Origin of the sequence: Allobosea sp. BK604, assembly GCF_004341515.1 — a bacterium.
Classification (GTDB): Bacteria; Pseudomonadota; Alphaproteobacteria; order Rhizobiales; family Beijerinckiaceae; genus Allobosea.
Map to the genome: position 1 here is coordinate 350,659 of NZ_SLZF01000006.1, position 13,019 is coordinate 363,677.

Below are 13,019 nucleotides of genomic sequence, written 5' to 3' on the forward strand. Positions count from 1 at the left end.
AAAATGCGTCAAAACAAAGGGATAGAGAATTTTCGGAGAAGTGCGAAAATGCTCCAGCCTCAGCCGCGCTCGGAGAGGAAGCGCTCGACCTCATCGCGGCGAGGCGTGCCATTGCGGCCACCGAAATGCAGGCATTTGATCGCGGCCGTGGCCGAGGCGAAACGGATCGCCTCGCGCTCGGTCTTGCCTTCGGCCAGGGCGAGCGCGAAGGCGCCATGCCAGACATCGCCGGCGCCCAGCGTATCGACGGGCTCGATCTCGAAGGACGGGAGATGCGCGAGCACGCCGTTTTCCGTGAAGAGAACGCCGTCCCGGCCGAGCGTGACGGCGAACCAGTTCGGCTTGCCGGCGGCCAGCCGCGCCAGCGCCTCGTGCGGATTGTCGTCCCCCATCAGCTCGCGCAGGGCCTGCGCGCTCAGCGCGACATGGCTGGTATTGGGAATGATGTCGGGATGGGGCGGCGGCCGGTCGCCATCGAGGACGGAGGGCAGCCCGGCCTCGCGCGCCAGGCGGAGCGCGGCGAGCGTGCCCTCGGCCCAGCGGATATCGGCGAGGACGGCGCCCGTCCCGGCCGGCAGCTGCGCCGGAAGCCAATCGGGCGCCGTCGGCGTGGCCGCGTCGGTGAAGGATACGACCTGCCGCTCGCCTGCCGCGTCGACCAGGATCGACGAAACCGGGGAGCGCAGACCGGTGAAGCGATGGGCGAAGCGGGTATCGACCCCGTCGGCCGCGAGATCCGCGACGATGCGGTCACCCGTGACATCGTCGCCGAGCCTGGTCGCGATCCAGCTCGTGCCGCCGAGCCGCGCGATCGCCGCCGATGCCGTGCCGGCGCAGCCGCCACCGCTCAGGGCGAGATCCCGGGCGCGATATTTCTCGCCGCGGGTCGGCAGGTGCTCGACGCTGTAGACATAGTCCAGCGTCGCGATGCCCAGACAGAAAACGCCTGCCATTTGGTTCAAGCGCCGAAGCGATATTCGCTGACCTGGCGATAGACCTCGCCCGGACGCAGCACGGTCGAGGGGAAATGCGGCAGGTTGGGCGAATCCGGCACATGCTGCGGCTCGAGCGCGATGCCGGCATTGGCGCCGTAGGGCTGACCATCGAGGCCGGGCACCGGCGTGCTGATCCGGCTGCCGTCATAGGCCTGCAGGGCGGGCTCCGTGGTCCAGACCTGCATGGCGAGGCCGTTGCGGAGCGAGCGCAGCGTCGCCGCGTGGGCGATCGCCAGCCCGGGCGCCGCGCTCGGCTCGCTGCGGTCACGGCGCAGGATGAAGTTGTTGTCGTACCAGAACAGCCCGCCATCGGGCTTGACGAAGCGGATCGGTCGCGGCTTGCGGAAATCATAGGGCGTGCCGGAAACGCTGACGACCGAGCCGTCCGGGATCAGGTCGGCATCCACAGGCGTCATCAGGTTGGCGCGGATTTCGAACTCGTGATCGAGGATGTCGGCGCCGTCGTCGAGCTTGAAATAGGAGTGATGGGCGAGATTGACGATCGTCGGCGCATCCGTGGTCGCGCCGAGCTCGACCCGCAGGGTCAGGCCGACCAGGCTGTAGCGGCAGAAGACGTTGACCGTGCCCGGCAGGCCGGCATCGCCATCGGGCGAAACCAGTGCCAGCGTCACGCTCGCCTCGTCATGATGGATGAAGGTCCAGGGCCGCTTGCCGAAGCCGTTGGCGCCGCTGTGCAAGGTGTGCTTGCCGTCCTGGTTGAGCGGCATCTGATAGGTCTTGCCGTCGAGCGTGAAGCGACCGCCGGCGATGCGGTTGGCGAAGCGACCCGCGATCGTGCCGGCATGGGGCGAATGGGCGGGATAATCCTCCAGCCGTGGGAAGCCGAGCACGACGCGCTGCCGGCCGCCAGCATGCGGCACGACGAGATCGCGCACCACGGCGCCCCATTCGATGATGCGCGCCTCGGCCCCGGCGGCCGAGCGCAGCACGACCTCGTGGACGGGCGTTCCATCGGCCAGCGTGCCGAAAATGGTCTTGGTCATATCGCCCCGCTCACCTGATCGTGCCGGCCCTGTCCGCAGACAGGCGGCGCACCGGCCGCCTGTCTGTTGAGTCTCCGGCAAACTATTTCACGGCCTTTCGCGAACAGGAAGAGCGGGCGACCGCCTCACCACGCGCCGGTGTTCTGCATGCTGGCCCAGGGCTCGGCCGCCGGCTTGGGATCGCCCTTCTGCAGGATCTCGATCGAGATGTTGTCGGGCGAGCGGACGAAGGCCATGTTGCCGTCTCGCGGCGGGCGGTTGATGGTGACGCCGGCCTTCATCAGCTTGTCGCAGGTCGCGTAGATGTCGTCGACCTCATAGGCGAGATGGCCGAAATTGCGCCCACCGGTATAGGCCTCCGGATCCCAGTTATAGGTGAGCTCGAGTGTCGGGCGGCCGCGCGCACCCTTGGCCTCGGTGGCATCATCGGGGGCGGCGAGGAAGACGAGGGTGTAGCGGCCCTTCTCGTTCTCGATGCGGCGGGTTTCGACGAGCCCGAATTTGTTGACGTAGAAATCGAGCGCCTGGTCGAGGTCGGTGACGCGCACCATGGTGTGGAGATAACGCATGTTCGGGCTCCTCAGGTTGATCTCGCCGCAAAATCGGGCGAGAGGCTTCATGTTCCAGAGACGGATGACAGCTATCCAACCGCCGACCCGGGCATGATCTCGCCCGAGTACGGGTATCCAGTTTTGGGCCTCCCGCTCCAGAGGCCATAACGAGACAGGCCATGACGAAAACGCAAGACACGGGGCCGGCTCGCCTCGATGCCGCGGAGATATCCGGCATCAAGCAGCGCGCCGCCACGCTCTCGGTGATCGCGACGCTGCTGCTCACAGCCGCCAAGGCGGTCGCGGCGGTGATGTCGGGCTCGCTCGCGCTGCTCACCGACGCCTTGCAGGGGCTGATCGATATCGGCTCGACCATGTTCACCTGGTTCGCCGTGCGCGCCGCCGACAAGCCGGCCGATGACGAGCATCATTACGGCCATGGCAAGCTCGAGGCGCTGGCAGCGCTGGTCGAGACTGCGATCCTGTTCACGCTCGCCGGCGCGATCCTCTGGGAGGCGGTCAGCCGGCTGTGGAGCGGCTCCCTCTCCCAGGTCGCGGTGACGCCGGTCGTGATCGGCGTGATCCTGTTCTCGATGGTGGTCGATGCCGCTCGCTGGTGGTCGCTGCACAAGGTCGCCAAGCGCACCGGCAGCGAGGCGATGGCGGCGGAAGCGACGCATTTCTCGGCCGATTTCGTCGGCTCGACCCTGGTGCTCGCCGGCCTGATCGGCGCCTGGGCGGGCTTCGAGCGGGCCGACACGATCGCCGCCTTCGCTATCGCCGCCTATATGGCCTATTGCGCCTTCAAGCTCGGGCGCCGCACGCTCGACACGCTGCTCGACGCCGCTCCGCGCGGGCTGAGCGAGCGGCTGCGCGAGATCGCCGCGGCCGTGCCGGGCGTCGTCGCGGTCGATTGGCTGAAAGTCCGCCCGGCCGGCGGACAGGTCCATGGCGAGATCGGCATCCGGGTCTCGCGCACCTTGCCGCTCGAGCGCGTCGCCGCGATCAAGGAGACCTTGATCGACGCCATGCGCCAGGCCGAGCCGGGCGCCACGATCACCGTCGCCGCCAACCCGATCCAGGTCGATGACGAGACGGCGCTGGAACGCGTGCTGCTGATCGCGCTCAAGCTCCGGATCCCGGTCCACCATGTCACCGTCCACACAATCGGCGGTCGGCTCTCGGTCAGCCTCGACATGGAGGTCGATGCGCGGCTGCCGCTCGGCGAGGCGCATGAGATCGCGACGCGGCTGGAAGCGGCGATCCGGGCGGAATTCGGCGGCGAGACCGAGGTCGAGACCCATATCGAGCCGATGGAAAGCGGCACGCCCGCCGGCCATAACGCGCCCTGGGAGACGGTGGAGGATATCGGCAAGGCGATCGCCAGCGAGGCGGCGAGGCTGGGCGGTCTGATCCATGACGTGCATAGCGTGCGCGTGCGCCAGACCGTGAACGGGCTGGTCGTGAACTACCATTGCCGCGTCGACCCGGCGCTCAACGTCGCCTCGGTCCATGATGCGGTCGACGCGATCGAGCGCGCCGTCCGTGCGGCGCGGCCGCAGGTCTGCCGGCTGGTCAGCCATGCCGAGCCGGCCCATGCCGACGAAATCGCGGAATCATAGCAGGCCGACGAAGTCGCGGAATCGTAACAATCAGCGACAGCCTCCTGGGCATACCCATTCTTGTCGATGGCCATTCACGGCCGGTGCGCGACGCCTCCACATTGCGCTGAGAGCTTGCGCCGCCGCCGGCTTCGCTCGGAAAGCCGCGCTTGAACAAGGACCTAGCCATGAAGATTCTTCTTTCGGCGACCGCTGTCGCCTTCGCCCTACTCGCCGCCCAGGCCGCTTCGGCGCAGAGCGCCGACGACACCAAGTGGATCGGCCAGTGCATGGTCGACAATGCCGGCGGCGCCGCGGATGCCGTGGTCCGCAAGTACTGCACCTGCATGAACAACAAGATGGACAATAACGAGACCCGCACCATTACCCAGTGGGAAAAGGCCAACCCGCAGGCGCGCGCCGCGTGCGACAAGGAAGCCGGCTGGCGTTGAGCCGACAAGGCCGGCTCCGCGAGAGCCGGTACGGCGCGCATGGGTTTTCAGTGGCGGCACTATCGGGCTACAGACGAAGCTCAATAGTAACTCCGCCAGGGTTTTCCATGCGCGCCGAAGACGCTCCCCTGATCCGCCTCGAGGATTACCGTCCCTCCGACTGGCTGATCGACACGGTCGATCTCGATATCGCGCTCGACCCGCGCGAGACGCGTGTGCGCAGCCTGCTCGGGCTGCGGCCCAATCCCGCCGGCCAGGCCGGCGCCCCGCTCGTGCTCGACGGCGACGAGCTCGCCTTCGTGGCCCTGAAGCTCGACGGCGCCCCGCTCGGCGAAGAGGCCTACTCGGTCTCGCCGCAAGGCCTGACCATCCATGCGCCGCCGCAGCGCGCCTTCACGCTCACGGTCGAGACCCAGGTCAACCCGTCGGCCAATACCAAGCTGATGGGGCTCTACCGCTCCTCCAACGCCTATTGCACGCAATGCGAGGCCGAAGGCTTCCGGCGCATCACCTATTTCCTCGACCGGCCGGACGTGATGTCGGTCTATACTGTCCGCCTGGAGGCGAAGAAGGCGGAAGCGCCGGTGCTGCTCTCCAATGGCAACCGGGTCGCGACCGGCGATGTCCTCGGCGGCGACCGCCATTTCGCCGTCTGGCACGACCCGCATCCCAAGCCCGCCTATCTCTTCGCGCTGGTCGGCGGCGCGCTCGACCATGTCCGCGAGGATTACGTCACCGCCGAGGGCCACAAGGTCGAGCTCGCCGTCTATGTCGAGCCGGGCAAGGCGGGCCGTGCCGGCTGGGCGCTCGACTCGCTGGTGCGCTGCATGCGCTGGGACGAGCGCGTCTTCGGCCGCAATTACGATCTCGACGTGTTCAACGTCGTCGCCGTGTCGGATTTCAACATGGGCGCGATGGAGAACAAGGGTCTCAACATCTTCAACGACAAATATGTGCTGGCCGATCCGCAGACCGCCACGGACGGCGACTACGCCTCGATCGAGGCGATCATCGCGCATGAGTATTTCCACAACTGGACCGGCAACCGGATCACCTGCCGCGACTGGTTCCAGCTCTGCCTGAAGGAGGGCCTCACCGTCTTCCGCGACCAGGAATTCTCCTCCGACGAGCGCTCGCGCCCGGTCAAGCGCATCGCCGATGTGCGCACGCTGAGGGCGACGCAGTTCACCGAGGATGCGGGCCCCCTCGCCCACCCGGTCAGGCCGCGCGCCTACAAGGAAATCAACAACTTCTACACGCCGACGGTCTATGAGAAGGGCGCGGAGGTAATCCGCATGCTCAAGGTGCTGATCGGCGAGGACGCCTTCGAGCGCGGCATGGAGCTCTATTTCGAGCGCTGCGACGGCACGGCGGCGACGATCGAGGAATTCCTGGCCTGCTTCGCCGAGAGCTCCGGCCAGGACCTCGGCCATTTCGCCCGCTGGTACGAGCAGGCCGGCACGCCGACCATCACGGCCTCGGGCCGCTACGATGCGGCGGCGCGGAGCTATACGCTCGATCTCGCCCAGAGCACGCCGCCGACACCGGGCCAGCCCGAGAAGCAGCCGGTCGTGCTGCCGGTCGCGCTCGGGCTCGTCGGCAAGGGCGGCGACCTGCCGCTGAACAGCGGCTCGAACGCCTATGCCGGCCACGGCGTCGTGGTGCTCGACCAACCTTCGCTCTCGATCACCTTCAACGACGTCGCCGAGCCGCCGATCCCCTCGCTGCTGCGCGGTTTCTCGGCGCCGGCGCGGCTGGAGCTCGATCTCGGCGATGCCGACCTGCTCAGGCTGTTCTCGGCCGACAGCGATTCCTTCAATCGCTGGCAGGCGCTGCAAAGCGTGGCGACGCGGGCGCTGGTCGAGACCGGACGCGGCGCCACCGACCGGGTCGCGCTCGCGGCCAAGGCGCGCGAGCTGGCAGCCGTGCTCGACCTCTTCCTGCGCGAGCAGGCGGCGGCCGACCCGGCCTTCGCCGCACAGGTCCTGCGCCTGCCGGCCCCGGCCGATATCGCCCGTGAGATCGGCCGGGATGTCGATCCCGAGAAGATCCATGCGGCGCATCGCTGCCTTTCGGCCGAGATCGGCCGTGTGCTCACCTCGCGGCTGACGAGCCTGCGCGAGGCACTGGCCGATTCGGGCCGCTATTCGCCCGATGCCGCCGCCGCGGGCCGGCGCGCGCTGCGCAACGAGTCGCTCGGTCTCATCGCCATCGGCGATCCCGATCCAGGCATGCGGCTCGCCCAGTTGCAGTTCGCCACGGCCGACAACCTGACCGATCGGCTGGCGGCGCTCGCCGCGATGACGCTGATCCCGGGCCCGGCGCGCGAGGAGCTGATCGCGCATTTCGCCGAACGCTATGCCAACGAGCCGCTGGTGCTCGACAAATGGCTGATGGCGCAGGCGCTGATCGCCGAGCCGGGCACGCTCGACCGGGTGAAGGAACTGATGCGCCACCCCGCCTTCTCGCTCGGCAATCCCAACCGGGTGCGGGCGCTGATCGGCGGCTTCGCGGCCAACCTGACGCAGTTCAACCGGGCCGACGGCGCCGGCTACAATTTCGTCGCCGATATCGTGATCGCGCTCGACCGGACCAATCCGCAGGTCGCCTCGCGCCTGCTCGGCTCGTTCCGGACCTGGCGGATGCTGGAGCCCTCGCGCCGGGCACTGGCGCAGAGCGCGCTCGCCATGGTCTCGAACACGCCCAACCTCTCGCGCGATGTCGCCGATATCGCCGAGCGCGCGCTGGCCTGAGCAAGCACGGACGGCTCCATCGTCGTTGCGAGCGAAGCGAAGCACTCCAGGGGGGCAGTGCTCCACGTCCCCCTGGATTGCTTCGTCGCTTCGCTCCTCACAATGACGATGGAGGCTCCCGATTGCGCCGCAATCGTAAACAACCGGGCCCCCTTCCCGATCTCGTTAACGAATTATTACCCGCACAGGATTCATTGTCTTAATTCATGCAACCTGCAGGCGAATTCTGCGCTCTTGATTCAACTCAAGGCTAGACAAACCGATTCGCTCGGATTCAACTGGCTGTGATTCGAGGGGATGCGGCACGTCTCCCGATCTTACTGACGGTACTGATTTCCGAAGGGGGACGGGCATGGCGCGTGCCAACGCAGCCGGCGCATCATTGCGCGCCGGCACGATTCTGGGTGTCGCACGGTCGCTGACGCATCCGCTTTATCAGCGGTTCGAGCGATTCGAGCCGACCTTCCGGAAGGTCATCCCCGCGCTCGTCATCGTCTTCCTCGCCATCTTCAGCGCCGGCGCCATGATCCAGAGCTCGGCCATGCGCGACGACGCGCTGACCGATGCGGCTGGTGATCTCGATCTCGTCGCCGCGCTCATCGCCCGCGAGCTCGACAATGCGGCCCGTAACGACGCGGCGCCGGACGGCGTCCTCGCCGCCCTTTCCTCCCGGCACCTCGCCGCCCATGGCCGCATCGTCCATGTCAGCGACGCCAGCGGCCATGTCATCGCCAGTGAGCCGGTGATCGGCCAGACCCAGCGTTCCCTGGTCGATTTCCTCGGCCAGACCCAGCCGCTCACCGTGTTCGGGGACCGCGCCGGCGTGCTGAAGATCAACCTGCCTGGCGGCCCGGAGGTGTTTGCGACCGTGCGCAACCTCGCCGCCCCGCTCGGCCAGGTCGCGGTGATGCAGCCGGTCTCGCGCGCCCTCTCGCTCTGGCAGGAGCGGCGCCGGGCGCTGATGGTGCTCTTCGCGTCGGGCGGGCTGGTGCTCGCCGCGACCACGATCGCCTTCCTGCTGCAATCGATGCGGGCGCGCGCCGCCGACGAGGATTGCGACTGCGTGCGCGAGCGCATCGACACGGCGCTGAACCGCGGCCATTGCGGCCTCTGGGACTGGGACCTGGCGCGGGGCCGGATCTACTGGTCGGATTCGATGTACGCGATGCTCGGCTATGACCGCGCCGGCGACTTCATGTCCTTCGGCGAGGTCAACGCCTTCATCCATCCGGCCGATGCCGATCTCTATGCGCTGGCCGACATGATCAGCCGTGGCGAGGCCGATTATCTCGACCAGGAATTCCGGGTGCGCGACGCGTCCGGCAATTGGATCTGGCTCAAGGCCCGCGCCGAGCTGGTCTGCGACCGGCGCACGCAATCGCAGCACCTCGTCGGCATCGTCGTCGACATTTCCGAGCAGCGCCGCATGGCCGAGCGCACGGCGACCGCCGACGCCCGCCTGCGCGACGCGGTCGAGGCGATCTCGGAAGCCTTCGTGCTCTGGGACGCCGACAACAGGCTCGTGCTCTGCAACGCCAAATACCAGCAGCTCCACCAGCTCCCGGCCGAGTCGGTGCGCCAGGGCACTGCCCATGACGAGATCATGCAGATCAGCGCCCAGCCGAATATCGACCGCGAGCCGACGCGCAATTCGCGCGGCGAGGCCGGCTCCTCCTCCTATGAGGCCCGCCTCTCCGACGGGCGCTGGCTGCAGATCAATGGCCGCCGCACCAAGGATGGCGGCTCGGTCTCGGTCGGAACCGACATCACCACGCTGAAACAGCAGGAAGAGCGGCTGACCCAGTCCGAGCACCAGCTCCTGATGAATGTCACCGATCTCAAGGCCTCGCGCCAGAAGCTGGAGGCGCAGGCGCAGCAACTCGCCGATCTCGCCGAGCGCTATCTCGAGCAGAAGGCCGCGGCCGAAAGCGCCAACCGCGCCAAGTCCGAATTCCTCGCCAATATGAGCCATGAGCTGCGCACGCCGCTCAACGCCATCCTCGGCTTTTCCGAGATGATGCAGAACCAGCTCTTCGGCGCGCTCGGCGAACGCTATCTCGAATATGTCGCCGATATCCGCGCCAGCGGCGGCAACCTGCTCAGCGTCATCGACGACATCCTCGACATGTCCCGCCTGGAATCGGGCAAGCGCCGGCTCGAGACCGAGGAGGTCTCGCTCGATCTCGTCGTCGCCGAGGCGGTGCGCGAGCAGCAGGTCGAGATCGAGCGCAAGCAGCTCTCGCTCAGCATCGAGGGCGCCAAGCATCTGCACCTCACAGCCGATCCGCACGCGCTCTACCAGATCCTCGGCAACATCATCGACAACGCCGTCAAGTTCACCCCTGCCGGCGGGCGGATCGCGATCCGCACCCGCCAGGTGCCCGACGCGCTCAACATCTATGTCGAGGATACCGGCATCGGCATTCCCAAGGAGAAGATCGACCGGATCGGCCGGCCTTTCGAGCAGGTCGAGGGCGATCTCATCCGCAGCCATGGCGGCTCGGGCCTCGGCCTCGCCATCGCCCGCTCGCTGACCGAGCTGCATGGCGGCTCGCTCAGGCTGCGCTCGACCTCGGGCGCCGGCACGATCGTGATGGTGCATCTGCCGATCAATGGCGGCGCCGGGCGCATCGCCCAGGCGGCGTGAGGCTTACCTTCCGCGTCATTGCGAGCGCAGCGAAGCAATGACGGCTGGTTCCTTTAGCCCGCCTTGGCGCTGCTCAGCACGCGCTTGAAGATCGCGCGCACCGCGGCGCGGGTCTCGTCCAGCTCGGCCTGCAGGACCTTGGCATCCGGCCGGCCGACCGCCGTCGCGATGCGCCGCAGCACCCGCTCCGGCACGGTCTTCACATCGAAACCATCCTCGACCGTGAAGCGCTGCCAGAGCTGGACGTCGCCGATCAGGCGATGCGCCTCGCCGAGCGTCGCCGCATCGCCAGCCGAGAGCAGGCCGGCCGCACCCGCGGCAGCAAGGACCGAGCCGGTATCGCGCCTGAGCAGTTGCGGCTCGTCGCCGGCATGGGCCAGGATCAGGAACTGCGCGAGGAAATCGAGATCGGTCAGCCCGCCGGCGGCGAGCTTCAGATCCCAGGGATCGGCCTCGCCCTTCTCCTTGGCGATCAGCGCCCGCATCTCGGAGACGGCGGCCGCGACCTTGGCCGGATTGCGCTTGCGGGTCAGGATTGCGCGGATCGCCTCTTCGGCGCGCCGGGACAGGGCGGCATCGCCGACGATCGGGCGGGCGCGGGTCAGCGCCATCTCCTCCCAGATCTCGGCCTCGCCGGCATGATAGGCCTCGAAACCGGCGAATTGCGTCGCGACCGGGCTCTTGTTGCCGGAGGGGCGCAGCCGCATGTCGATCTGGTAGAGCGTGCCGCGCCGCGTCGGCACGGTCAGCGCCGCGACCAGGCGCTGGGTGAAGCGCACATGCCAGGTCACGGGATCGAGCGGCTTGCGGCCATTGCTGGCCTCGGCTTCGGCCGGCCGGTCATAGAGCAGGATCAGGTCGAGATCGGAAGACGGCGTCAGCTCGCCGGCCCCGAGGCGGCCGAGCCCGAGCAGGGCGATCTCCGCGCCCTCGACGATCCCGTGATCGGCGGCGAAGGCCGCCTTGGTATCCGCGAAGGCGACGCGCAGGCAGGCCTCGGCCACGGCGCAATAGGCCTGCCCGGCCTGCTGGGCTGGATAGACGCCCGAGAGCAGCCTGGCGCCGACGAGGAAATTCTCCTGCCGGGCGGCATCGCGCAAGCGGTCGAGCCCGTCCTCGACGCTCGGCGGCGGCGCGCCGACCGTGGCGCGGACGCGCCCGGCCACGGCCTCGGCATCGAGCGAGGCCGAGGTGAAGGCGGGATCGATGACCCCGTCGAGCACATGCGGATAGAGCGCCGCGACCTTGGCCAGGCGCGGCGCGCTGCCGAGGATCTCGGCGAAGAGCGTCAGCAGCGAGCCATGCGACCGCAGCAGCGTCAGCAGCTCGACCACGGCCGGCATGCGCACGAAGGCATTGTCGAGATGGGCGAGCGCGCCGTCTGGATCGGCGGTGCGGCCGAGCGCGACGAGCAGCGCCGGCGTCAGCTCGGTCAGGACCTCGCGGGCGCGCTGGCTGGTGACGGCGGCACGGCGGCCGAAATGCCAGCCGCGCACCGTCTCGGCCGCCATCCTGGCATCGCGGAAGCCGAGCTTGGCGAGCGTCTCCAGCGTATCGGGATCGAGCTCCGTGCCGGTGAAGCTCAGCGTGCCGGCTTCGCTGGCGAGGCTCGGCCCTTCCTCGAAGAGCAAGCCATAATGGCCTTCGACACGCCCCGCATGGAAGGTCAGCGCCTTGCCGAAGGCGGCAGCCGAGGGATAGCCGCAGAAGCGGGAGAAGGCTTCGAGATCGTCCTTCTGCGCCGGCAGGGTCTGCGTCTGCTCATCCGCCCGCATTTGCAGCCGATGCTCGATCGTGCGCAGGAAGCGGTAGGATTCGGCCAGCTCGTCGCGGGCCGTGTCGGTGATCCAGCCCTCATGGGTGAGTTCGGCCAGCATGTCGAGCGTGCGGGCACCGCGCAGGGCCGGCCGCCGACCGCCGAAGACGAGCTGCTGCGTCTGCACGAAGAACTCGATCTCGCGGATGCCGCCGCGCCCGAGCTTGACGTTGTGGCCGGCGACCGCGACCGTCTCATGGCCCTTCACGGTCTGGATCTGGCGCTTCATCGCGTGGATGTCGGCGATGGCGGCGAAGTCGAAATATTTGCGCCAGATGAAGGGCGCGAGATCGGCGATGAAGCGGTGGCCGAGCGCGATATCGCCCGCCACCGGCCGCGCCTTGATCATCGCGGCCCGTTCCCAGTTCTGGCCGACCGTCTCGTAATAGGAATAGGCCGAGGGCAGCGCGACCGCGACATGGGTCGAGGCGGGATCGGGCCGCAGGCGCAGATCGACGCGGAAGACATAGCCGTCCGGCGAGCGCTCCTGGATGATGCGGGCGATCTGCTGGGTGAGCTTGACGAAGAAGCTCGAGGGCTCGGCGACGCCGGCCGCCTCGGCGGCTTCCGGATCGAAGAAGACGACGATGTCGATATCGGAGGAATAGTTCAGCTCGCCGGCGCCGTGCTTGCCGAGCGCCAGCACGACCAGGCCGGTGCCGGGGCCTGGATCGTTCGGGTTGGCGAGCGTGATCCGGCCGAGATCGGCGGCCTGGCGCAAAGCGTGGTCGGCGGCGAGACGCACGGCGATGTCGGCGGTCGCGGTGAGCGCGGCCGTGACGGCCTCGACATCCCAGACGCCGCCGATATCGGCGAGCGCGATCAGGAGCGCCATCGCCTGGCGGAAGCGCCGCAGAACGCGCATCAGGTCAGGGGTCTCGCAACCCGGCCCGCCCTGCGCCGCGACCTCAGTGAGGAGCGCATCCCGCCGCGCCTCCGGCGACGAGGTCAGCGCAGCGAGCAGGCCCGCCGGATCGAAGCGCATGATCTGCGTCAGGAAGGGCGAATGCGCCAGAATGCCGGCGACCAGCGCGGCCGAATTGGGATTGGCGGCGAAATGCGCGCTCAGCCTAGCGGCCGCTTCCTCATCATGCAGCCGCTCGATCAGCTCGCACGCAAGCAGGGTTTGCGCCCTCGCCCGGGCGGGCAGAACGGGCGCGGAAGAGAAAAGCTCGCATAGCTGCCCGTTCATCGCTGCTC

General features: G+C 68.1%; 8 protein-coding genes. 4 read left to right on the plus strand and 4 right to left on the minus strand.

Features of this window, described 5'->3' with window-relative positions; translation table 11 throughout:
* Positions 1–59: 59 nt before the first annotated feature.
* The 3 genes from EV560_RS20340 to EV560_RS20350 all read right to left on the minus strand — a co-directional run bounded on the left by EV560_RS20340 (position 60) and on the right by EV560_RS20350 (position 2,568).
* Entirely contained in the window at positions 60–953 is an 894-nt protein-coding gene (locus EV560_RS20340) for a PfkB family carbohydrate kinase (RefSeq protein ID WP_131857619.1), read from the minus strand.
* Between the two features lie 5 nt (positions 954–958).
* Entirely contained in the window at positions 959–1,999 is a 1,041-nt protein-coding gene (locus EV560_RS20345) for an aldose epimerase family protein (RefSeq protein ID WP_131857620.1), read from the minus strand.
* Positions 2,000–2,124: 125 nt separating this feature from the next.
* Positions 2,125–2,568, minus strand: a complete 444-nt coding sequence (locus EV560_RS20350; protein WP_131857621.1) for a VOC family protein — start codon at positions 2,566–2,568, stop codon at positions 2,125–2,127.
* Positions 2,569–2,729: 161 nt separating this feature from the next.
* Between EV560_RS20350 and EV560_RS20355 the strand changes: the two genes are divergently transcribed.
* From EV560_RS20355 to EV560_RS20370, 4 genes are all read left to right on the plus strand, one after another.
* Positions 2,730–4,172 carry a cation diffusion facilitator family transporter gene (locus tag EV560_RS20355; protein WP_131857622.1) on the plus strand — a complete coding sequence of 481 codons (1,443 nt, stop codon included), beginning with the start codon at positions 2,730–2,732 and terminating at the stop codon, positions 4,170–4,172.
* Positions 4,173–4,339: 167 nt separating this feature from the next.
* Entirely contained in the window at positions 4,340–4,603 is a 264-nt protein-coding gene (locus EV560_RS20360; protein ID WP_131857623.1) for a hypothetical protein, read from the plus strand.
* Positions 4,604–4,710: 107 nt separating this feature from the next.
* Positions 4,711–7,356, plus strand: a complete 2,646-nt coding sequence (gene pepN, locus EV560_RS20365) for an aminopeptidase N (RefSeq protein WP_131857624.1) — start codon at positions 4,711–4,713, stop codon at positions 7,354–7,356.
* A gap of 352 nt (positions 7,357–7,708) precedes the next feature.
* On the plus strand, positions 7,709–10,003 hold the full coding sequence (locus tag EV560_RS20370; RefSeq protein WP_131857625.1) for a PAS domain-containing sensor histidine kinase: 2,295 nt from the start codon (positions 7,709–7,711) through the stop codon (positions 10,001–10,003).
* A gap of 53 nt (positions 10,004–10,056) precedes the next feature.
* Here EV560_RS20370 and EV560_RS20375 read toward each other — a convergent pair whose 3' ends face one another.
* On the minus strand, positions 10,057–13,011 hold the full coding sequence (locus tag EV560_RS20375) for a bifunctional [glutamine synthetase] adenylyltransferase/[glutamine synthetase]-adenylyl-L-tyrosine phosphorylase (protein WP_131857626.1): 2,955 nt from the start codon (positions 13,009–13,011) through the stop codon (positions 10,057–10,059).
* Positions 13,012–13,019: the final 8 nt, after the last annotated feature.

Bases quoted from the DNA above. Each gene is read 5' to 3' on its own strand.
- EV560_RS20355 (WP_131857622.1), top strand. From the start codon at position 2,730: ATGACGAAAACGCAAGACACGGGGCCGGCTCGCCTCGATGCCGCGGAG.
- EV560_RS20360 (WP_131857623.1), top strand. From the start codon at position 4,340: ATGAAGATTCTTCTTTCGGCGACCGCTGTCGCCTTCGCCCTACTCGCC.
- EV560_RS20375 (WP_131857626.1), bottom strand. From the start codon at position 13,011: ATGAACGGGCAGCTATGCGAGCTTTTCTCTTCCGCGCCCGTTCTGCCC.
- EV560_RS20370 (WP_131857625.1), top strand. From the start codon at position 7,709: ATGGCGCGTGCCAACGCAGCCGGCGCATCATTGCGCGCCGGCACGATT.
- EV560_RS20350 (WP_131857621.1), bottom strand. From the start codon at position 2,568: ATGCGTTATCTCCACACCATGGTGCGCGTCACCGACCTCGACCAGGCG.
- pepN (WP_131857624.1), top strand. From the start codon at position 4,711: ATGCGCGCCGAAGACGCTCCCCTGATCCGCCTCGAGGATTACCGTCCC.
- EV560_RS20340 (WP_131857619.1), bottom strand. From the start codon at position 953: ATGGCAGGCGTTTTCTGTCTGGGCATCGCGACGCTGGACTATGTCTAC.
- EV560_RS20345 (WP_131857620.1), bottom strand. From the start codon at position 1,999: ATGACCAAGACCATTTTCGGCACGCTGGCCGATGGAACGCCCGTCCAC.